Source organism: Actinomadura livida, from assembly GCF_014648675.1.
GTDB classification, from domain to species: Bacteria; Actinomycetota; Actinomycetes; order Streptosporangiales; family Streptosporangiaceae; genus Spirillospora; species Spirillospora livida.
Window position 1 is genome coordinate 181,938 of sequence record NZ_BMRO01000006.1, and the last position, 21,024, is coordinate 202,961.

At 72.1% G+C, this 21,024-nt stretch carries 16 protein-coding genes; 4 read left to right on the top strand and 12 right to left on the bottom strand.

The annotated features are described in order from the left end of the window. Positions 1-5 precede the first annotated feature (5 nt). The 4 genes from IEZ03_RS16110 to IEZ03_RS16125 form a co-directional block, all read right to left on the bottom strand. Positions 6-1,319, bottom strand: coding sequence for an endo-1,4-beta-xylanase (locus IEZ03_RS16110; protein WP_184883694.1), 1,314 nt, complete (start codon positions 1,317-1,319; stop codon positions 6-8). Positions 1,320-1,438: 119 nt separating this feature from the next. After that, positions 1,439-3,688 carry a BTAD domain-containing putative transcriptional regulator gene (locus IEZ03_RS16115; RefSeq protein ID WP_184883692.1) on the bottom strand — a complete coding sequence of 750 codons (2,250 nt, stop codon included), beginning with the start codon at positions 3,686-3,688 and terminating at the stop codon, positions 1,439-1,441. 118 nt (positions 3,689-3,806) lie between these two features. After that, positions 3,807-5,963: a serine/threonine-protein kinase gene (locus tag IEZ03_RS16120; RefSeq protein WP_184883691.1), complete on the bottom strand. Its 2,157-nt coding sequence runs from the start codon at positions 5,961-5,963 to the stop codon at positions 3,807-3,809. A 17-nt stretch (positions 5,964-5,980) separates the two neighbouring features. Further along, positions 5,981-8,065 (bottom strand): serine/threonine-protein kinase, encoded by a 2,085-nt coding sequence (locus tag IEZ03_RS16125; RefSeq protein WP_184883689.1) that lies wholly within the window; start codon positions 8,063-8,065, stop codon positions 5,981-5,983. 230 nt (positions 8,066-8,295) lie between these two features. On the opposite strand from IEZ03_RS16125, the gene IEZ03_RS16130 reads away from it, so the two are divergent. From IEZ03_RS16130 to IEZ03_RS16140, 3 genes are read left to right on the top strand one after another with little or no spacing between them, the layout of a single operon-like run. Then, the gene (locus IEZ03_RS16130; RefSeq protein ID WP_132046011.1) at positions 8,296-8,637 is read left to right on the top strand and encodes an ArsR/SmtB family transcription factor; all 342 of its coding nucleotides are present in this window, start codon (positions 8,296-8,298) and stop codon (positions 8,635-8,637) included. A 3-nt stretch (positions 8,638-8,640) separates the two neighbouring features. Beyond that, the gene (locus IEZ03_RS16135) at positions 8,641-9,147 is read left to right on the top strand and encodes an SRPBCC family protein (protein ID WP_184883687.1); all 507 of its coding nucleotides are present in this window, start codon (positions 8,641-8,643) and stop codon (positions 9,145-9,147) included. Further along, positions 9,147-9,767, top strand: coding sequence for a dihydrofolate reductase family protein (locus IEZ03_RS16140; RefSeq protein WP_184883685.1), 621 nt, complete (start codon positions 9,147-9,149; stop codon positions 9,765-9,767). Before IEZ03_RS16135 ends, IEZ03_RS16140 begins: the two co-directional genes overlap by 1 nt. Positions 9,768-9,783: 16 nt before the next feature. Here the strand turns inward: IEZ03_RS16140 and IEZ03_RS16145 are convergent, their stop codons facing one another. Further along, positions 9,784-11,076, bottom strand: coding sequence for a serine hydrolase domain-containing protein (locus tag IEZ03_RS16145; RefSeq protein WP_221480680.1), 1,293 nt, complete (start codon positions 11,074-11,076; stop codon positions 9,784-9,786). Positions 11,077-11,195: 119 nt separating this feature from the next. On the opposite strand from IEZ03_RS16145, the gene IEZ03_RS16150 reads away from it, so the two are divergent. Beyond that, positions 11,196-11,801, top strand: a complete 606-nt coding sequence (locus tag IEZ03_RS16150; protein ID WP_184883683.1) for a TMEM175 family protein — start codon at positions 11,196-11,198, stop codon at positions 11,799-11,801. 87 nt (positions 11,802-11,888) lie between these two features. Here the strand turns inward: IEZ03_RS16150 and IEZ03_RS16155 are convergent, their stop codons facing one another. The 7 genes from IEZ03_RS16155 to IEZ03_RS16185 all read right to left on the bottom strand — a co-directional run bounded on the left by IEZ03_RS16155 (position 11,889) and on the right by IEZ03_RS16185 (position 20,978). Further along, a complete protein-coding gene (locus tag IEZ03_RS16155; RefSeq protein ID WP_184883681.1) occupies positions 11,889-12,398 on the bottom strand; it encodes a hypothetical protein in 510 nt (169 codons plus the stop codon). A gap of 62 nt (positions 12,399-12,460) precedes the next feature. Next, the gene (locus IEZ03_RS16160) at positions 12,461-14,494 is read right to left on the bottom strand and encodes an NAD(P)/FAD-dependent oxidoreductase (RefSeq protein ID WP_184883679.1); all 2,034 of its coding nucleotides are present in this window, start codon (positions 14,492-14,494) and stop codon (positions 12,461-12,463) included. Further along, on the bottom strand, positions 14,491-15,417 hold the full coding sequence (locus IEZ03_RS16165) for a polyprenyl synthetase family protein (RefSeq protein WP_184883677.1): 927 nt from the start codon (positions 15,415-15,417) through the stop codon (positions 14,491-14,493). Before IEZ03_RS16165 ends, IEZ03_RS16160 begins: the two co-directional genes overlap by 4 nt. Further along, entirely contained in the window at positions 15,414-18,128 is a 2,715-nt protein-coding gene (locus IEZ03_RS16170; RefSeq protein WP_184883675.1) for a LamG-like jellyroll fold domain-containing protein, read from the bottom strand. Before IEZ03_RS16170 ends, IEZ03_RS16165 begins: the two co-directional genes overlap by 4 nt. Further along, positions 18,128-18,673, bottom strand: coding sequence for a hypothetical protein (locus IEZ03_RS16175; RefSeq protein WP_184883673.1), 546 nt, complete (start codon positions 18,671-18,673; stop codon positions 18,128-18,130). Before IEZ03_RS16175 ends, IEZ03_RS16170 begins: the two co-directional genes overlap by 1 nt. Before the next feature lie 134 nt (positions 18,674-18,807). Next, positions 18,808-19,458 carry a DUF6461 domain-containing protein gene (locus IEZ03_RS16180; RefSeq protein ID WP_184883671.1) on the bottom strand — a complete coding sequence of 217 codons (651 nt, stop codon included), beginning with the start codon at positions 19,456-19,458 and terminating at the stop codon, positions 18,808-18,810. 50 nt (positions 19,459-19,508) lie between these two features. Beyond that, positions 19,509-20,978, bottom strand: coding sequence for a hypothetical protein (locus IEZ03_RS16185; protein ID WP_184883669.1), 1,470 nt, complete (start codon positions 20,976-20,978; stop codon positions 19,509-19,511). Positions 20,979-21,024 lie beyond the last annotated feature (46 nt).

Here is a 21,024-nt window from a genome sequence, read left to right on the forward strand (position 1 = left end):
GTCCCTCACCGGTAGCGGACGATGACCGGGGTGCCGGTGATCTGCAGGGACTGGCCCGGCTGGACGGGCTGCGGCGACTCACCGATGCGTTCGGCCTCGTAGGTGGTCGGGCCGGTGGGATAGCTGACCGACCCCTGCCGGGTCCAGCGGACGACGGCGTATTCACCGGTCTGGTAGACGAAGCCGCACTGCCACATTTCGGAAGGGAGCCCGTCGGCGGTGCCGTGGCCGCAGTAGCGGATGGACGCGCCCTTCATCCAGCCGACGAGTTGCGTCACCGCGTGCCCGGCGAGCGTCGGTTCCTGTCCCGCGTCCTGGAGTTTGAGTCCGAGCTCGGTCCCGCCCCAGCCGTAGTAGTAGGAACGTCCGAGCCGGTTGTGGAGGCCCATGAGGAAATAGCGGGACACCCAGTCGGCGGCCTGGCGGTCGGTGCCGGGGAACGGGTCGGCTTCGGGTTCCTCGGTGGTCTCGGTGTCCCATATCGGCTTGGTGACGCCCCGGCCGGCCAGGACCGAACGCGCCGTGGCGACCATGGTCTCGGCGCGCTCCGGCCACACGATCACGTTGTCGGTCCCGTCCTGGTAGAGGTGGAGGGCGACCCGGTCGGCGTAGTCGTAACCGCCGAGTTCGGCGAATCGGCGCATCCAGTTCTGCACTTCGGCGCGGTGCAGCATGGTCGCGCTCGGGCTGACGACGATGGCGGACGGGTCCACCGACTTGATGATCTGGTAGGCGCGGCGCGCCATGTCCCTCATCTGCTCGGCGGTGCCGCCGAAGTATTCGGGGTGCGTGGCCTCGTTCCACAGCTCGTACGCCTCGATGCGGCCCTTGTAACGGGTCGCCACGCGGTGGACGTAGTCGTCCCAGTCGCGCAGGTCGTCCGGCGGGTCGATGGTGCAGGGCTCGCCGTACCTGCAGCGGTCTCCGTCGGGGTTCGCCCACAGCGGGGTCTGGCCCATCGTGTAGAGGACCGGCAGCCCCTTGGACCGCGCCCCCTCGACCAGGGCGTCGAGCGTCGACCAGTCGTAGGCGTCCTGCCGCGGTTCGATCTTCGACCAGCGCGTCGCGTCGTCCCAGAGCCGGACGGCGCCCACGTCGATGGTGGGCATGCTCCCGTCGGTGACGCCGACGATGTCGACGCCGAAGCCGACCTTGCCGACGGGGATCGGCGGATCGGCCGTCCAGCCGCCCGACCGCAGCGACCCGCCCCCCTGCGCCGGGCCGGCCGCGGCGCCGGCGGCCGGATCCGGTGCGCCGATCGTGCTGAGCACGGTGAGAGCCGCGACCGCTGTGCTGAGGCCGATGAAGTTCCGGAGCATGGCGACGTTCTCCGTTCTTTCCCTCTGGTGACTCGTGCCCGGAGGCCCGGGAGCACGGGATCCGTGCCACCCGTCGACGGATCCGCACCAATCGGTAGCGCGCCGCGCCTATCCGATCGCTATCCGGTGGCTGTCCCCGCTGGTGAGGGCGCTCCGCTGAAGCGGATCAGGACCGGACGCTCGCTGATCACCACGGCCCGCCCGGCGCGCACCGGCATGGACCGCCCGTCGAGATGGTCGACGCTCCGCACGCCGTGCTCAAGGGTCATCGCGGCCGACCCCTCGGCCGTCCATCGCACGGCGGCCTCCCCGCCGCCCCGCGCACCGGGGAGTGTGAACCGGCACTGCCAGACCCCCTCCGGCAGGCCGTCGGCCCGCCCCTGCCCGCACGACCGGACGGACGCGCCGTCCAGCCAGTCCTGCAGCCGGTCGATGAACAGCGCCGCGCGGGTCGGCGCGCTCCCCTCCACCTGGAGCACGATGGGCGGGACCCGGACCCCCCAGCTGTAGAAGTACATGCGGGTGTAGCGGGCGTAGAGGCCCGCCAGGTAGAAGCGCACCGCGTAGTTGTTGGCGTCGTGTTCCGGCAGGGACTTCTCCGTGGGAACGGAATGGCCCGGCCCCGTGGCGTACATGGGCAGGTGCACCCCGGCGTTGTGCAGGACGTTGTAGACGATGGCGGCCAGTTGCGTCATTTCCTCTGGACGTCCGGTGTTCCTGCGCGGATGAAGCTTGACGGCGGCGGCGTCACAGGAGCGGTATCCGCCCAGGGTCGCGAACCTTGCGAGGGACTGGCGCCCCTGGGACGTCCACAACCTCCCGAAGGACGGGCACACCACCGTGGCACGCGGGTCCTTCTTCCTGATGATGGCGGCGGCCCGGTGCGTCATCTCCACCAGAGTCGCCAAGTCCCCCGTGTAGTGCTCGGGGGTGTTGGCGAAGTCCCAGATCTCGTAGGCGCCGATTCGTCCCTTGTAGCGGGACGCCACTGCCCGCACGTACGTGTCCCAGTGGGCGAGGTCGCGGGGCGGGGCCGTCCTAGAGCCGTCGTCGTACGCGCTGCGGGGAGCGTCCGGCGCCGCGGCCCAGGACGGGGTGATGCCCATCGTGTAGAGCATCGGAAGGCGTGCGCGTTCGGCGCCCGCCACCATCCGGTCGAGGTTGCTCCAGTCGAACGTGCCGGGCTCGGGGTGGACGTTCGCCCAGCGCGTACGGCTGTCCCAGAAACGCGCCGCCCCGATGCGGAAGCCCGGCATGGCGCCGCTCTTGGTTCCGATCGTCGTGCCGAAGAAGGCCGCCGGCACCGGCTTCGGCGGTGCCTCCACCCAGGCGGGCCCCGGCACGAACTGCGCTGTCGGCGACCGCGGGGGCGCCTCGGCGGTGAACCGGTCCGCCGCGGCCGATCCGCCGGCGCAGGCCGACAGCGCCATCGCCGCGCCCACACCGATGACCCGGATCCGCCTGCTGCCGGCTGCGGCGGGCCCGGCCGGCTCGGTGGCGGCGGGTTCGGCGGTTCCGGGCTCGAACACGGCGAGCTCGAACTCGGCGGGCCTCGAATGGCCGGCGGGAGGCGGTTCCTGGGGGCGTTCCGGGACGGCGATGAGCGGTTCGGGGTCGCGGTCGCCCCTCAGGATGACCTCGTGCAGCTCGCGCAGCCGGGCCGCAGGTTCCAGGCCGGTCTCCTCCACGAGCAACGCGCGCCCGGCGCGGTAGGCCTCCAGCGCCTCCGTGCGCCGGCCGCAACGGTAGAGGGCCAGCATCAGCCGGGCGCGGAGTTCCTCCCGGAGGGGGTGCTCGGCCACCAGCGCGGCCAGTTCCGCCACCACGGCCGCATGCCGTCCCAGCGCCAGCTCAAGGCCGAGTCGCTCCTCGATCGCCGCGAGGCGCAGCTCGTCCAGCCGTGCCGCCTCGCGGGGGACGAACACCGCGCGGGCGCCGTCCAGGGGCCGGCCGCGCCATAACGCGAGCGCCGCGCGGAACTCGGCGACGGCCTCGTCCGGCCGCCCGCGGCCGGCGAGGTCCCGGGCGCGCTCGGTCCGGCCGGTGAACTCGGCGACGTCCAGCGCCACGGAGATCCGCGCCGAGCCGGTACGGAACACGTATCCGGGCGGGCTGGTCTCGATCAGCGCACCGGCGTCCCCCAGCGATCGCCGTACCCGGTGCACGAGCGTGTGCACCTGGGTACGGGCGGACTCGGGCGGCAGGTCGCCCCACAGCTCGTCCACCAGCCGGTCGATGGAGACCACGCGGTCGGCGTCGAGCAGCAGCGCGACCAGCAGCGCACGCTGCCTGCCGCCGCCGAGCGGCACCGGACGGCCGTCCTTTCGCACCTCCACCGGGCCCAGCACCGAGAAACCGACGTCCAGCATGCACTCCTCCAGCCGGCGCACCGCCGTGGGACGCAGCGGCGCCGCCCCCGTCGATGTTGCCTTCCCGGTACTCCTCGACGCCCGCCCTCCTCGACATGTTCAGACCAAGCGGGTGCCGTCAGCGGGTGATGGCGGCTGCGCGCAGGTGGCCGTCGCCGGCGCCGAAGTAGACGACTCCGTCGGAGACCACTGCATTGGGGGCGCGGTCGTTCGCCAGCCGTACCTTCCCCAGAGAGGTGCCGTCGTCGGCGTTCAGCAGATGCAGTTCCCCGGAATTCGTGCTGATGTAGACCGTCCCGGCCGAGATGGTGGGGGACGAACTCAACGGGGGGACGTCACTGCGCCACTTCACCGCGCCGGTCTTCGCGTCGATGGCGAACACCTGGCCTTGGTCTTCCTGGGCGTTGTTGCCGCCGACGTAGACGAAGCCATCGGCCACCGCGGGGGATGCCGAATCGTCCAAGTCGCGGAGGCCCGTCGGGGAACTCCACAGGCGCCTGCCGTCGCCCGGGTCGTGGGCCGAGACGGCGCCGTTCTCGCCCACCGCGTAAAGGACGCCGCCGAGGACGGTGAGAGATGCCGGCCTGGCGTGGACGTCCTCGGCGAAGGGGGCTTTCCACAGCGGTCTCCCCGTGCGGGCGTTCAGCGCCTGCAGCTGCGGGCTCGGCTTCTCCTTGCTGCTCGCGACGTAGTAGACGACGTCACCGTGGGCGGTCATCTCCCACACGACTGCGGCTTCGTGGCTCCACAGCTTCTTGCCGGTGGCGGTGTCGAGCGCGTCCACCGACGACCGCCAGTCATCGGACCCTCGGTAGTAGAAGTAGAGGCGGCGGCCGGAAAGCACCTCGCCGAGCAGCATCGCGCGGACCGGGTACTCCCAGAGCCTGCGGCCGGAACCGGCGTCCAGCGCCCACACGCGGCCGTGCTCGCCGTCGAGCGAGGAGTCGGTGTATCCGCTGGCGTAGATCCTGCTCCCGGAAAGGAACAGGGAGTTTCCGCTGCCCCATGCCCGGTCGCGTTTCCACAGTCCGTCGCCGGTTCGGGCGTCCACGGCGTGGACGATTCCGTCGCCTTCGCCGAAGTACACCGTCCCGCCCTCGACGACCGGCGTCCAGTTCGGCTGCGCCCCGTAGGACCACAGCTGCTTCAGGACCGGCGGGCTGGGCTCGGCGGCGCGGTCCGTCCGGTCGGCGTCCGGCTCGCCGGCCGTGAGGACGAGCGTCGTGGCGACCGTGACTACGACGGTGACCGCGGCGAGGCCCGGCAGGACGCGGCGCTGCGTGAGCCACCGCCCCCCGCGCCGGGGAGAGGGGCCGGTGGGAGGGCCCGGATACGGCGCCGTCCGAACGGCCGTGGGAGCGGCGTCGGGTGCGGTCGGGGCGGCGGGCGGCGCTGGGACGATGCGGGTGATCTCGGCCGTCAGCGGTTCGGGCAGCCAGCCGGCCCCGTCGCGCGGCCACGTCCGCGACGCGCGGCCCAGTTCCCCGACCAGGCCGGGGACGGTGGGACGCCGGCCGGGGTCCTTGTCCAGGCAGCGGGCCACGACGTCCGCCAGCCCGGACGGCACGCCGGCGAGGTCGGGGTCCCCGTGGACGACCCGGTAGTTCAGGGCGTGCACCGAGCCGCCGCCGAACGGCCCTGCCCCGGTCGCCGCGTACGCCAGGACCGCGCCGAGGGCGAAGACGTCGCTCGCCGGGCCGACCGCGCCGCCCCGCAGCTGCTCGGGTGACATGAAGCCGGGCGTGCCGACCATCGCCCCGGTCACCGTCAGCCGGGTGCTCTCGGAGGCCAGCGCGATCCCGAAGTCGATCAGGCGCGGGCCGTCCGCCGCCAGCAGCACGTTCGACGGTTTGAGGTCGCGATGCACCACGCCCGCGGCGTGCACGCTCTCCAGCGCCTCCGCGAGCGCGGCTCCGAGGGAGCGGACCGTCCCGTCCGGCAGGGCGCCGTGCGCGTCGATCGCGGCCTTCAGCGACAGTCCCGGGACGTACTCGGTGGCCAGCCAGGGCGGCGTCCCGTCCGGGTCGGCGTCCACCACCGCGGCGGTGAAGGGGCCGCTCACGCGGCGGGCCGCCTCGACCTCCCGGACGAACCGGCGGCGGAACCCGGCGTCCTCCGCCAGCCCGGCCCGCACCACCTTCACCGCGACCGCGCGGCCGCCCGGCGGCGACGCCAGGAACACCTGGCCCATCCCGCCGCCGCCGAGCCGCCCGGCGAGCCGGTACGGCCCGATCCGCTGCGGGTCGCCCGCCTCCAGTGGCGCGTACGCCTCCACTCCGCTTTTCCTCTCCTTCAGCCGGCGTCCGAGAGCACGCGCAGCACACCGCCGTCCTCGACGTAGAGCCGTCCGTCGATGACGCTCGGACTCCCGCCCAGGTGCTCCTTCCACAGGCGGGTGCCGGTGCGGGCGTCCAGGGCGTAGAGGTTCCCGGCCCCGTCGTCGTCACCGTCGCCGAAGAGCACGGTCCCGTTCCGGACCGACACCAGATGGGCCTCGTCCACGCCCGGCTCGTGCCGCCACAGCGGCTCACCGGTGTCGGCGGCGAAGGCGCACACGTAGCCGTCGTTCTCGAAGTAGGCGACTCCGTCCGCGATGATCGGGGCGCCGGCCCCCTCGGCGATGGCGGGGTCCCAGTCGGCGCCCTCGAACTCCCGCTTCCACGCGTACCGGCCCGTCGCGGCGTTCACCGCGTGCAGGGAACCGTCCCGGCCGCCGAAGTAGACGGCTCCGTTGGCGGCGACGGGCGATGTGTCGAGCCGGTCCCCGACGTCGAGGCGCCAGAGGTCCGCGCCGGTCTCCGCGTCCACCGCGCGCAGGGTGCCGTCATTGACCACCGCGAAGACGACTCCTCCGGAGACGACCGGCCCCTCCTTCGAGAAGCCCTCGTAGACGTTCCGCCATATCTCCCGCCCGGTGCGGGAGTCGCGCGCGATGAGCCGGACGTCCGACGCGTAGACCTTGTCGCCGAGCGTCTCGACCGACGGATGGATGCCGTGGTCCTTCCACTTCCAGAGTTCCGCGCCGCTGCCGGGGTCCCGGGCGTAGGTGTGGCTTCCGGCGCCGAAGTACACCACCGAGTCGGTGGCACCCAGGAACAGCGGGCCCGTCGGGACGTCCTCGTCCAGGGGATGCGCGTGCTTCCAGCGCATCCGGCCGTTCTCGGCGTCCAGGGCGTACAGGCCGCCCTCCTGGTCGTCGATGTACGCCGTGCCGCCGACCACCTGCGCCAGGCGCATGCCCTCCTCCATGGGGAAGGTCCACAGCTCCTTGCGGTGCGGCGGCCCCGCCGCCTCGGCCTCCCCGTCGTCGCCGAACGACCGGAGGGCGAGGACGACCGCCGCGGTGGTGAGGGCGACCGCCGCCGCGGCGGCCACCGCGGCCAGGATCCGGCGCCGCGCGGGGCCGGGCGCCCGCGTCCCTCCCCCTGCAACGGGCGCGCCTTGCGAGACGGAGGGGCCGGGGGCGCCGGGCGGGAGCGGCGCGGACCGGACGCGGAGGACGTCCGCGGCCACCGGGCCGGGCAGCCAGCCCGCCTCCGTGAAGAAGCCCGCGGCCTGCCCGGTCCCCGCCAGCCGGCTCAGCTCCCCGACCAGGTCCGGGACGGCGGGACGCCGGGCGGGATCCCTGGCCAGGCAGCGGGCGGCGACGTCCGCCAGCGCGGGCGGCACACCGGTCAGCTCCGGTTCCTCGTGGGCGACCCGGTAGTTCAGGGCGTGCGCGTGCCCCGCCCCGAACGGGCCGGTGCCGGTCGCCGCGAACACCAGCACGGCGCCGAGGGCGAAGACGTCGCCGGCGGCGGTGACCTCGTCGGCCAGGAGCTGCTCGGGGGCGATGAAGCCGGGCGTGCCGACGACCATGCCGGTCTCGGTGAGCTCGGTGGCCTCGGCCGCCCGCGCGATCCCGAAGTCGATCACGCGCGGGCCGTCCGCCGCCAGCAGCACGTTCGAGGGCTTGAGGTCGCGGTGCACCACGCCCGCCGCGTGCACGCTCTCCAGCGCCTCCGCCAGCGCGGCGCCCAGCGCGAGCACCGCCGCCTCGGGCCAGGCGCCGTGCGCGGCGACCGCCGCCTCCAGGGAGACCCCGGGCACGTACTCGGTGGCCAGCCACGGCGGCGTCCCCTCGGGGTCGGCGTCGACCACGGCGGCGGTGAAGAAGCCGCTCACCTGGCGGGCGGCGTCGACCTCCCGGACGAACCGGCGCCGGAAACCGGGATCCTCCGCGAGCTCGGCCCGCACGACCTTCACGGCGACCGCGCGCCCGCCCGGCGACAGGGCGAGGAACACCGTGCCCATCCCGCCGCCGCCGAGCCGCCCGACGATCCGGTACCGCCCGAGCCGCTCCGGGTCGCCCGTCCGTACCGGCGCGACACCGCTCACTCGGCTCCCTCCCCGGCCGCGGGGCCGGGGCCGGGGATGGCCGCCGTGCCCGGCATCAGGCGCAAGATCATAGTGGGGTTTCTCCATCGTCGGCGGGGCGGCGGGCGGGTTCGCGTCCCAATAGACGCGGCCGTCGGCCGGAGAGTTCGCTCGTATCCGAAGGCGGTTCATGTGACCGGGTCCGGCGCTTCCGTGTTGAACACATGCCGATATAGGCATATGATGGCGCCATGGCACGAGCAGCGACGACGTCGGACGTCTTCAACGCGATCGCCGAGCCGCAGCGCCGGGACATCCTGATGCTGCTGCGATCGGGTGAGCGGCCGGTGACCGAGTTGGCCCGGGAGCTGGGGATGACCCAGCCGGGGGCGTCCAAACACCTGCGGGTGCTCCGGGAGGTCGGGCTGGTGCGGGACCGCAGGGCGGGCAAGCAGCGCCTGTACGGGCTCGACGCCCGCGGGCTGCGGCCGGTCCACGAGTGGACCGGCGGGTTCGAGCGGTTCTGGAACGAGAGCTTCGACCGCCTGGACGCGTACGTGCAGGACCTGAAGCAGACAAGGCAGGAGGAATAGCTGATGAGCGCAACGGGACGGGGTGCGCCGGCGCGGTCCGCGACGGCCGACCGCGAGATCGTCATCTCCAGGGTCATCGACGCCCCACCGGACCTGGTGTTCGAGGCGTTCACCGAGGTCAGGCACCTGTCGCAGTGGTGGGGCCCGGAGGGGTTCAGCACCACCACGCGGTCGTTCGAGTTCCGCGTCGGCGGCGAGTGGGACTTCGTGATGCACGGACCGGACGGCACGGACTACGCCGAGTGGATCTCCTGGACCGAGATCGCCCCGCCGGAGCGGATCGCCCTGCTGCACGGCGAGTCCCCTGATGACCCGAACGCCTTCGAGTCGGTCCTCACGTTCGAGCCCGAAGGTGCGGCGACCCGGCTTGAGATGCGCACGGTGTTCCCCACCAGGGAGCTGCGCGACGAGGCGGTCGAGAAGTACCACGCGATCGAGGGCGGCCGGCAGACCCTGGACAACCTGGCCGGCTACGTCACCGAGACCGTTCGGAAGGGAGCTGAGGGCTGATGGCAGGCAAGGTGTTCTTCAGCGTGTCGATGTCGCTGGACGGGTTCATCGCCCCCGAGTCCCCCGAGGAGTTGATGGGGCGGCAGTGGATGGAACTGCAGCGGTGGGTCTTCCCGCAGCGGTTCTTCCGGGCGAACCTGAAGCTCGGCAAGGGCGGCGAGGAAGGCCGCGACAACGACATCCTGCGGGAGACGTTCGAGCGCACCGGCGCGAGCGTCATGGGCAAGCGGATGTTCGACGGCGGTGCGCAGGCGTGGCCCGAGGAGGCGCCGTTCCACACGCCGGTCTTCGTCGTGACGCATGAGAAGCGCGACCCGTGGGAGCGCCCGGGCGGGACCACGTTCCACTTCGTCAACGACGGCATCGGGCACGCGCTCGACCTGGCCCGCGAGGCCGCCGGCGACCGCGACGTCCGTGTCGCGGGGGGCGGCACGACGATCCTGGAGTACGTGAACGCCGGCCTGATCGACGAGTTCTCGATCGCGCTGTCGCCCGTGCTGTTCGGCTCCGGAGTCCGCCTGTTCGAGGGCGTGGACGCGGGCCGGATCGCGCTGGAGCAGGTCCGGGCGGAGTCCTCCCCGCGGGTGACGCACGTGGATTACGCCGTCCGGGAGCGGTAGGGCGCACGGCGGGCGTTCAGGCTCCGGATCGTCCGGCCGCGCGAACGTCCGCCCTGCCCGTGTGCAGGTAGCGCGCACGGCCCTCGCCGTCGTCGCCCAGGAACGCGACGGGCTTGTGGCCGGGCTCCGCGGGCAGCAGGGAGTCCCCCCGCCAGCCGAGCAGCTCCGTCCGGTACGGCTCGTCGCCGAGCTCCACCGCGACGCCGAGGGGGACGTGCTCAAGCCACAGCCGTCCCTGCTCGTCGGCGCTCACCGTGGTCTCGCTGGTGCTCGACACGTACACCCCCGCGCAGCGCCCGGCGTCCGGTCGCACCGCGGGATCCGGGACGGGCTCGGCGGGCGATCCGACGACCCTGCCCAGGATCTCCTTCATCAGCGGCTTGCGGTCGCCGCCGTTGGTGAAGACCGCCACGCACACGTCGCGGGCGGGGTCGACCCGCAGGACGGCCGACTGCCCGACGGTGTTGCCGTCATGGCCGAAGACCGGGCCGCCCGGGAGGTCGTGAAGCGTCCAGCCCAGGCCCCAGGCCGTCCCCCAGTCGATGTCCGGCAGGGCGACCTGCGGCTCCCGCATGGCCCGCAGCCCCTCGTCGGTGAGATGCGCCCGGGCGAAGGCCAGCAGGTCGCGCGGGGTCATGGCGAGCATCGACCCGGCGGGCGCGTTCGAGCGCACCATCGCCCAGACCGGGACGGGCCGTCCGCCGAGGTGCCCCACCGCCGCGCGATGCAGGATCGCCTCGTACGGGTCGCTCGCCGCGTGCGTCATGCCCAGCGGCGTGAACAGGTGGTTCCGCATGCACCGGTCGAACGGCTCGCCCCGCACGACCTCGACGATCCGCCCGAGCACGCAGTAACCCGCGTTGCTGTAGGAGAACATCTCCCCCGGCTCGAAGAGCTGCGGCACGTCGGCCAGCATCTCCACATACCGCTCCAGGCAGTCGTCCCCCTTGCCCGTGTCGGTGAACACGTCCCCCTCGATCCCGGACGTGTGGCACAGCAGCTGCCGGACGGTCGCCTCCCGGAACCCGGGAAGATACCTGGCCACCGGGGCGTCGAGCTCCACCAGCCCCTCCGCGACGAGCCCCATCACCAGCGTCGCCGTCAGCGTCTTGGTGATCGACCCGATCTGGAACACCGAGTCGACCGTGGCCTCCACCCCGGTCGCCGTGCTCAGCAGCCCCGCCGCCGCCTCGACCAGCCGCCCTCCGGCATCGACGGCGACCGCCACGCCCGGCACCCCGTGCCGCTCCGCCACTCCCGGCAGCCGCTCTCGCAGCCACTCCTCGATCTCATCGATCTCCATTCCCATCGCCCCAACGTAGACGGCCGAGGCGACAGGGCAGCGGCCCGAGAATCGGCGCCGTACCTTCCGGAGCGTTTCCGAGTCCTTTACCGGTCGTGGCCGTGCCGGCTGCCAGAGTTGTCACGGTGGCCATTCCCAGAGATCCCGACCGGCTCGTCTTCTTCACCGACGCCGTCGTCGCGATCGCCATCACGCTGCTCGTGCTGCCGCTGGTGGACGTCGTGCCCCAGGCGGCGCAGAACGGGCTGAGCGCCACCGAGGTCGTCACCGAGCACCAGCCGGAGATCTTCGGGTTCCTGCTGAGCTTCGCGGTGATCTGCCGGCTGTGGCTGGTGCACCACGACTTCTTCCGGCACGTGCGGGCCTACTCCCGGCCGCTGATCATGTGCAATGTCGGGTGGCTGCTCACCATTATCGTGCTGCCGTTCCCGACGGAGATGGTCGGCGTCTACGGCGGCGACCGATTCACGGCCGGCTTCTACATCGCCACGATCCTGCTCGCCGTGCTGTTCCAGACCGGGCTGGAACTCGTCGTCCGGGCCGATCCCGAACTGGCGTCGAAGACGGCGCCGCCGCCGCCCGGCTCCCTCCCCGGTTCGGTCACCGCCGCCGCGCTCCTCGCCGTCGCCCTCGTCCTCGCGGTGGCCTTCCCGCTCCTGAACTACTGGACGATGCTCCTGCTCTTCCTCTCCCCCACCATCGAAAAAGCCTGGCACCGCCACCGAGGCTGACCCCCGGGCAGGCCACGAGAACGCGCTGGATCGGCGGCGAACGCCGCCACCTGACCGGGGGCACCCATCGATGGGCTCCTTGCGGACTCAGAAGTCCGGGAAGGGAGTCTCCATGATCCAGGGATTGCTGTTGTCGTTGACGCTTCCGTCGTGGTTCACCACGATGAAGCGGAACTTGCGGACCGAGTACCAGAATTCGTGCTCCAGGCAGCCGCTGGCCGCCGTGTTGTAGTAGATGATCGGATCCTGCGGGCCGCTGGGATCGACCTCGATCCCCAGCCCGACTCCATCGGCCGCGGAGTCGTCGCAGATCCAGATGTTCTTCTCGTGGTCACTCCAGACGGTGAGGTTCGCTCCCGCCCTCGCGCCCAGGAACTCGAACCAGGAGTTGCGGATCACGACTTCGGCGGCCGCGCTCCCGGAAGGTGCGGCGGCGACCCCGCCCTCGGCGGGGTGTGCGGCCGCCGGGGTCGCCGCGATCATCAGCGCGGCCGGACCCGCGGCCATCACCACGCCGATCGCGGCCGTGAGCCGCCGGATGCGGGAGGTGATTCCAGGCCCTTGCCGCCGGACGCTGGAAAGGGACGGACTTACCATGATGAATTTCCTTTCCCATGAGGGACTCTGGGTCATTCGTAATTGATATCGGTCGTTGCTCGTCACACGGGCATCCGCCCTGACCGGGCGACTTCGAGAGCGCGCTTAAATGGCCGATCGGTCGACAGCAAGGGTTCGGCGATGGCGTCCAGGAAGCCTTGCAGGATTCGGGTGGCAGTGGCGTCGGGCACTGCGTCGAGAGCGGCCGAGGCGGCCCGGTACGCCTCCTGGCCGGCGGTCGTCACCGCCTCGACGGCCGCAATGCGGACGGTCGGCGACAGGAGCGTTCCGAGGCCGGTGGACGATCCGGGTATGAGGTCCGGGATCGCGGACAGCCGGCCGTCCAGCATCGACCGCAGGTCGATGTCCAGCCTGGTCCGCCGCCGCTGGAGCGCCAGCAGGTCCTCGGCGTGGAGGAAGACATGGCCGCATTGCTCGCCGTAGGTGCGGAGCGCCTCCACGGTGACGGGCGAGGCTCCGCCGAGCTGCCCGCCGAGCCGGGCGGGGAACTCCAGCAGCGCCGCGAAGACCGCGGCCGCCGGAGCTTCGTGGCCGGGGTGGATCCGGGCGGATCGCCGGCCGGAGAGTTCGGCCAGCCAGTCGGCGAACGACCAGGACGCCTCCGGTGCGGCGTCGGCGACGAGCCGCGTGGCCCGGCCCAGCAGGAAGTCCCCGCCGAGGACCGAGGAGGCCAGCGACCAGTCGACGGCCCTGCCGGGTTCCGGCCGGGCCGGCATCGGCCCGAGAAAGGTCAGCGCGCCGAGGGTGGCGAGCTCGATGGCGGCGGCCAGGGTCGAGCGGGCGATGTCCGGCGGCTCCCCGGCGGCCATCAGCGCGCCGAAGAACGGCACCGCGGGGCGGAGCCGCCGCTGCGGATCGCTCTCCCCGGCGATGAGCAGCCGCGCGATGAACGGCCAGTCCTCTCGCACGGTCGAAACGGCGACTTCGTCGCTGGCGAAGAGGAAGGGCGCGAGGACCGCCAGCTCGGCCGCGCCGAGCGGCATCCGCTCCGCGGCCGTCAGGCCGGAGAACCCTTCCGGGAGCAGGACCGCCCGGCGGACCTTGGCGAACACCGGCCGGTCGCTCCCGGCGGTGGAGACCAGGACGCGCCACGCGAGGTGGTAGCGGTGGGAGGCGTGCCTGGCCGTCTCGAAGTACCCGACGAACGTCCGCTTCAGCTTCCGCTTGTAACTGCGGCCGGCGGCGGCCGGGTCGTCCAGGTGCCCGGCGACCGCGCCGGCGGCCAGCAGCCCGCTCTGCACCGCATAGCTCAGCCCTTCACCCGTGAACGGGTTGACGAGCCCGGCGGCGTCCCCGGCCAGCAGCCGGCCGTCGGTGACCGCCCTGTCGGGGGCGAAGGAGCCGTTCATCACCCCGCTGATCCGCGGGCCGGCCGGACGTGCCGCCGCCAGCGCTGGGACGGCGGCGGCCAGGGTCGCCCCGGCCGTGGCGAGCAGCCGGTCCGCGCCGTCCCGCCCGAAGCCGGCGGCGCCGATGGTGGCGGTGCCGGGCTCGGTCCCCGGTGCCAGCCAGCCGCAGACGGCCCGCTCCGCGGGGTCGATGGTCCGCGGCTCGGGCAGGAACAGGGTGATCCGCGAGTCGAGGTCGAGTCCGGCCAGCCGCTGCGCGCACACGGTGCCCTCCGCGCGGGAGGCCGGCGCTCCACCGGCGACGATCACATGCCGGGCCAGGACGATCGTGCCGCCGGCCACCGCCCGGTGCCGCCCGTCCTCGGCCCGCACGATCTCCGTCACGATGTCCGGCACCCGTTCGACCCCGGCCCGCCGCGCGGCCTCCGTCAGGGCGAGGCCGATCTCCCGCCGGTCGCAGACGGCCGCCACGGCGTCCGGCAGCACGTGCGGTCCGTGGCCGCCGAGCCGCAGTTCGACCGCGTCGACGGGCCGCATCGGCGGCTCGACCCCCGCGGCGCCGAGAGCGCGATGGGCGGCGTCGCCGACGATGACGTCGTAGCCGGCCTCCGCGCGGTCCGGCCCGGCGAGCAGGGTGCGCGACACGCCTTGGCGCAGCAGTTCGAGGGCGGCCACCGTGCCGGCCGGGCCCGCGCCGACGACCAGGACGTCGACCTCCCGGGTCACCGGGCACCCGCCACGAGACCGTCGGCGAACCGGACGAGCTCGCTGCGCGCCGGACCGTCGGGAACATCGCCGAGAGCGGCGACGGCCCGAGCGCGCCAGTCGCGGGAGAGCCCCCTCGCCGCCGCCACACCGCCCAGACCGGCCACCCGCCCGCGGACGGCGGCCATGGCGTCCGGGCCGAAGTCCGGGGCCAGCAGCAGCCGGGCCAGGCCGCCGGACTCATCGGCCCGCAGTGCCAGCAAGGTGGGGGCGCCGAACAGGCCGAGCCCGTGGTCGCTGCCAGTCGGCTTCCCGGGGTCGTGGTCCGATTCCATCTCCAGGCAGTCGTCGAGGATCTGGAAGGCGACCCCGAGCGCCGACCCGAACCGGATGACGGCCCGCACCTGCTGCGGCGGGATCCCCGCCTCGGTCGCGCCGAGCCGACAGCAGAGCCGGAAGAGGTCGCCGGTCTTGCGCTCCACCAGTTCCACGTAGTCCTCGATCGGCAGCATCGTGTCGAAGGCCCGCTCCACATCGAGCATCTCCCCGTACGACACCGCGGCGGCGGCCCGCGCCACCGCCGTGGAGGCGCCCGCCCCGAGGTCGGCGGCCTCGGTCCCGGCCAGCGCGAAGACCGCCAGCCCGGCCAGCATCGCCTGCTCGGCACCGACCACCGCGTGCGCGGCCGGCCCGCCGCGCCGCGTCCCCGCCTTGTCGACGACATCGTCGTGGAGCAGCGACGCGAGGTGCAGCAGCTCCACGACGGCCGCCAGGCGGACGACCCGGGAGGGCTCGGGTGCGCCCAACCGGGCGCAGGCCAGCAGCAGCCTGGGCCGCAGCAGCTTCCCCGGCCGCGCGACCAGGCTCCGCACGGGTTCGCGCAGTGGCCGCGGAAGGGCTGCCGCCAGCACGGTGAGGCGGGCGGCCACCTCCTCCGTGGTCACGTCGGCCCCGTGGGCGGGACGCCGGCGAGATCGGTGAGGTGCGGGGCGTAGAGGGCGCGGGAGTACAGCCGGACCTCGTCGACGTCGCCGGGCCAGTAGTTGCCCGGGGTCGCGGCCCCGGACCACAGGGCCCGGCCGATCTGCACCCCGCCGGCGGGCGCGCCCGTCACGGTGATCCTGGCCGCCGCCCCCGGCCGCCCGTTGACGTATATGCGTATCGACCTGGCACCGGCGTCGTACACACCGGCCAGGTGAACCCACTGCCCTGCGGCGAACGCCGCCGGTGACTCGACCCACGCCTTCGGCGCGGGATTCCCCTGGGCCGAGGCGATGGTGAAGAACCATACGTCCGGGTCGGTGAGCGCACCGAGGGCGAAGCCGATGTCCGGGCTGGCGCCTTGCGATATCAGGTCCAGCTGGCGTCCCGGCGCCGGGGCGGCGCCCAGGCGCGCCCAGGCGGCCACCGTGAAGCTCTTGGTCGTGTCGACCACCGGCTGCGGGGTGTCGGCCCAGCCGCCGGACAGGCGCAGCGCTCCGCCCTTCTTTCCGTCGCCGATCCAGGAGGACGTCCCGCGCGTGGTCACGGGGCGGCCGTTGCCGGACGCGTCGGAGCCGTTTCCGTCGAGTTTCCAATACGCGGCGGGATCTTCCACTGGAACGGGGGGAAGGTCGATCGGGTCGTGCACCTCGATGGTGGGCACGGCCTTAATGCCGTCGTAGACCATCCTGTACAGCGCCGGGTCGTCCATGTACGTCACGATCTGGCGGCGGGTCATTCCCTCGGTCGGCACCAGCGCGAGGTAGTAGAGGTCCGTCGCCAGGGCGGACTCCTCATTGGTCAGAACGGTCTGCGACAGGCCGTAGACGACCGCGAACGCGTCATCGAGGTGCTCCGCGGTGACCACCTCGGAGGAGTTCGGGTCGTCCAGCACCGAGACCATGTAATCGTGGTATTTGTCGTAGTAGTAAGCCGCCTCTACCTTCTCGTCGTCGCCGCCTTCGCCTTTCATTCGTTCCTGGACCTCAAGTTCGTTCACATAAGGAAGGCTGGCGAGCAGCCGGCCCAACGGCGTGCGGAAGAAGAACTCCTGCTTGACCCTGCCGGTGAGCTCCTCATCGTCTTCCAATGGGAGACCGTAATAATTGCCGACGGCCTTGGTGGACTTGCACTCGAAACGGAGGATGATCTCGAGCCGCGTGTCCCTGATCAGATCGATGATCTGATCCAGGATGACCTTGACCTGCTCCACCCAGTACTCATCGGCCATCAGATCCTGGACCTGGGCGCGATTCCTGCCCAGGCCGTTCTGCACCGCGAGACCGTGCAGATCCCAGGCCGCCTGGATCTCCTGGCCGTTGAGGACCGTCTGCTCCAGCCCGCGGATCGCGGTCGCCGCGTCGTCGAGGTGCTCCTGGGTGATCACCTCCGGCGAATCCCGGTTGTCCAGCACGGCGATCAGGAAGTCGTGGTACTTGCCGTAGTAATGCCGAGCGGCCTGGACTTCCTCCGCCGAGCCCGTCCTGCCGTTCAGCCGCTCGAAGATGCGCGTCTCGTTCAGGTAGGGCAGCGCGGCCAGATGCTGCCCGAGTTTGGTCTGCGACATGAACTCATGGCTGAGCCGGTCGGTGTACCGCCGCTCCTGCTCGAGGCTCAGCCCGTAGTAGTCGCCGGTGATACCCAGAACCGGGCATGGGAAGGAGGCGCCGAGCAGCACCACCGAGCCCGAGTCACCGGGAAGCCCGAAGAACGGGCAGAACGCCAGATCGTAGAACCGGTGTTCGCCGATGCCGGCCTCCACGTCGACGGCCTGGATCAGGCTGGACGTGTATCCCGTGGTGCGGCCGACCTTCTCCACGTCCATGCCCACCTGCGGGGCCACCACGCCCTTGATGGGGGCGGCCGCCGCGGTGAGCGCGTCGCGGGGCGTCCCGCGGAGGATCGGTGTGACGTTGAGGGCCCGGACCGCGGCGTCCATCCGCGTGATGAGGATGTTGCCGACCTGGTCGCCGAGAGTGATCATTCCGACGGCCGGGTTCGCGGCCGACAGCGACGGTATGACGTCGCGGGCGATGTTCCGGACCCAGCCGCGCCCTTCCTGCTGGTCGGTCAGCTGGGCGATGGCTGCGTCGACGTTGGTGCCGGCCTGCGGAGTCGGGACGACCCGCTTGAGGGTCGCGATCCCCTCGCTCTCAAGGTCGTCGTAACGGCCGGGTTGGACGATCGTGCGGGCGGGCGGCGGATTGCTCTGCTCGAAGCCCAGGACGTGGTTGGACGACAGGACGCATACCGTCCCGTCGGTGTTGTCCCGCACGAAGCAGCCGAGTGTCCCCGCGGTGACCTCGTCGGAAGCGGAGACGCTGCACCCCGCCCGCAGCGGCCGCATCCGCTCGGGAATCGGGCTGGTCACCCCGGAGTCGGCCGCCGCCGGCGCGTCCTTGTGCAGCCACTGGAACGGGCCGGCCTCGATCACGTCGACGCCGACCGGGGCACCGCCCACGTCGACCTGCTTCGGCAGCAGCCTGGACCGGGACACGAGCCCTTCCGGGCGTTTGCGGCCGACCATGACGACCACGGCCGGCTCCGTCGTCTGCTGCCCGGCGCGCCTGCGGAACCCCGCACCCGCCGCCGTGACGTTCGGGTCGTGTCCGTACTCGTCCAGGATCTTGCGTTTCGCCCTGTTCAGCCGCTCTCGCACTGCGGGGCCCAGCATCAGTCGCGCTCCTTCTGATGGCGCAGCGGCCGCGGTTGGATCCCCCGCTCGGCGAGGCGGCCGAGGACCGCGACCCAGTCGTTCGCCGGATGGTCCTTCGCCGGGTCGAAGTGCTTGGACACGGTGGCGACCGCGAGTTGCACGGCGGCGATCAGCGCGTCCTTGCCCTGGCCGTTGGCCGCCTTGCCCACGCCCGCGAGAAGCTGCGCGCGGCCCGCCCCGAGCAGGCCCTGGGCGATCAGCGCCTGGGCGCCCTTCCTGACCAGGGCGGCGCGCTCGGCGGTGAGCCGCGCCTCGGCCTCCCGGAGCCGCGGCATCGTGGCCCGGGACATCGCGGTCCCCTTCTCCCCGAAGGAGGGGGGCTCCATCGGGTACGCCGAACCCGCTTTGGCGAGTTGCAGCACCATCTTGCGTTCCGTCTCCGTGAGCAGGTCGGCCTTCGCCGACGCGCCCATCGCGGCGACGCCGCCGGTGGCGCCCGCCGCGTACAGGACCGCGCGCCGGGTCAGCCCGGGACGCGGGTCCGGACCACCCGACCGCGTCACCGACGCCCCCTCGACGAATGGCTCGCGCGACGGCGATGATTTGCCCACATGATGCGTCTCCGTCCATACAGGTTTGCGAATGACATTCAGAGAATCGGAATGGATCGGCCGTCCCGCCGGACCGGGTGGCGCGTTCATGAGGTCCCGGCGGTCGGCGAGGGGGGCCGCGAGCGGTACGGGCACGTTAGGAGCGGGCCGATGGCGAGGGCTTCGGGAACGAGGACGCCTTCCGCCAGGGTGAGCACCGCCAGGGCTTCGACGACAGGGTCGCGGCGTCGGCGGCTGAGCGCTCGCGGATCCCTTCGCCCCGAGGGGAGGCGCGGCACCGGTCGCCCCGGGCCGAACTCGCTCAACTGGGGCAGGAAACGGTCGGGAGTGGCTCCATCGCGCCGGCTGGGGTCGACCGGTTCGAAACTTGTGGCCAGGGCGCCGTCCACGAAGAAGCCGAAATAGTCCGTCGGTTTGGCCGTCCACGACACCACCGCCGCCTCGGTGCCGGCGGACAGGCGCCGGGCGACCCCGTCGAGGTATCCGGCGAGGGAGCGCGGCTCGATCGCGAAGGCCCATTCACCGGAACGGCCGGCCCGCACATGGTCCCGGTCCCGGTGTTCTTGCATCGCCCGCGCGAGCGTTCTCATGGAGGCGGTTCGAGCGTCGCAGTCGAAATGATCGACGAGCTGTTCCGGTGATCTGTCGCGGACGAAGGTCAGACAGCCGGCCAGGGGCAGCCGGCGCCGGATCCAGCCCCATTGCGCCTCGGCGGGATGCACCGATGGCCCGACCATGCCGTCTCCCGTTCTCCGGCATCGATGCACCGGCGGCGCCGCGGAACCATTCATTGGACGGTGAGCCAGAACGCGTCCCGGTCGAGAATCCGGAACTCGTTGATGGTGGCGATGTACTTGCCCCCGACACCGCTGTTGAGGCGGCCGGGAATGTGTCCGCGTATGCAGAGCTCGCGGCCGGTCGGATCACCGGAGACCCGCACCCTCGCGAAGTCGGTCGGCAGATCCCCGGTACTGGCGGTCTGGTACGCGGTCACCTGCGCGCACTGTGCCCCTGTCGTGACGTACGGCTTGTCATCGCCGTTGACGTCCTCTTCCATGGGGCCGCTCTCGTACGTGCTGGCGAACGGGAACTCGTCGCAGGTGTCCTGGTCGTTGTAGGTGCTCAGCGCGGCGTCGAGGACGGGGTCCCGGACGAAACCGGACAGCCGGCCGCACATGATCTCCCGGTTGTCCTCGCTGAGCGGCCCGGTGAGCCGGTGCAGCGGCCGACCGCCGTCCTCCACGCCCCAGGCGCCTTCCAGGTTCTGCTGGGCCCACGCGATCATTTCGGCCGCGGCGCCGTATCGCACCCGTTCGACCAGCATGGTCGGCGTGGCATAGGGGTTGACGCATCCCGGGGGCTGGCCGCCGAGGGCGTTGTCGCAGCGGCCCCACAGCTCGTTGTCGTCGAACTCCCACGGTGTCCCGGACGCGTCGTCCGACGCCAACCGGACGCCGAGGTTCTCCTGCCCGACCACGTTCCCCTCCGCCGACTCGGGCGCGAGACCGACTGCCTCTTCGGTCCATTCGAAGGAATGCACCGAGCCAGGAGTGAGGGAGGCCGGCCGGGCCGTGTCCGCCACCCGGCAGTTCGGGCCGGCGGCGGTCCCGCACAGCGAGGTGATGACGACCGGGCTTCCGGTGGCCAGCGTGCCGCGCCCTTCCAGGACGCGAATGGTGAGGCCGTGGGTCCACGCCGTGCTGGTGCGGCCATAGCCGTTCCACTGCCGGTTGTTCAGGTTGAGGGAGCCGGTGATTTCCACCGTGCCGTCGTCGTTGGTTTCGTAGGCGAACAGTTCCCACCACAGTTCGCCGCACGACAGGAACCGCTCCGGGTCCGGGTCGAACGTCCACGGCGAACCGAATCCGCAGGCGGCCGGCTCCACCGCCGCGGCGCTCTCCCGGGTGGCATCCCGGAACATCTCCGGATGGCGCCGCCGTACCTGCTGGGCCCGGCGGGCGGCAGCCTCGCCCGACCATCCCCTGACGCAGATGCGATGACGTTTCGGCGTCTCATCGAAACACTCGGTGACAGGCTGGGTGGGAGTGGAACGCTTTTCCGGTGAGGCAGGCGCCTTCGGTTTCGCGTCCGCTGCCGCGGCACCCGGAATCACGACCGAGGCCATCGTCAGCAGGAGAAGTGATGCAAGCAGGCAACGGGCAATGTGACTGCTGAACACCGAGATCGGCCTTTTCGGCCTCTGCGGACCCATGGGCTTCGCTTCTCCGTCCTGCCGTCCCGTCCGCAATTCCTGCATGGCCGGGGGGTTGCCAACCCACGCAGCAAACCGCCGGGCGGCTTCA

Bases quoted from the DNA above. Each gene is read 5' to 3' on its own strand.
- IEZ03_RS16115 (WP_184883692.1), bottom strand. From the start codon at position 3,688: ATGCTGGACGTCGGTTTCTCGGTGCTGGGCCCGGTGGAGGTGCGAAAG.
- IEZ03_RS16155 (WP_184883681.1), bottom strand. From the start codon at position 12,398: ATGGTAAGTCCGTCCCTTTCCAGCGTCCGGCGGCAAGGGCCTGGAATC.
- IEZ03_RS16145 (WP_221480680.1), bottom strand. From the start codon at position 11,076: ATGGGAATGGAGATCGATGAGATCGAGGAGTGGCTGCGAGAGCGGCTG.
- IEZ03_RS16135 (WP_184883687.1), top strand. From the start codon at position 8,641: ATGAGCGCAACGGGACGGGGTGCGCCGGCGCGGTCCGCGACGGCCGAC.
- IEZ03_RS16110 (WP_184883694.1), bottom strand. From the start codon at position 1,319: ATGCTCCGGAACTTCATCGGCCTCAGCACAGCGGTCGCGGCTCTCACC.
- IEZ03_RS16180 (WP_184883671.1), bottom strand. From the start codon at position 19,458: ATGGTCGGGCCATCGGTGCATCCCGCCGAGGCGCAATGGGGCTGGATC.
- IEZ03_RS16170 (WP_184883675.1), bottom strand. From the start codon at position 18,128: ATGCTGGGCCCCGCAGTGCGAGAGCGGCTGAACAGGGCGAAACGCAAG.
- IEZ03_RS16140 (WP_184883685.1), top strand. From the start codon at position 9,147: ATGGCAGGCAAGGTGTTCTTCAGCGTGTCGATGTCGCTGGACGGGTTC.
- IEZ03_RS16185 (WP_184883669.1), bottom strand. From the start codon at position 20,978: ATGCAGGAATTGCGGACGGGACGGCAGGACGGAGAAGCGAAGCCCATG.
- IEZ03_RS16130 (WP_132046011.1), top strand. From the start codon at position 8,296: ATGGCACGAGCAGCGACGACGTCGGACGTCTTCAACGCGATCGCCGAG.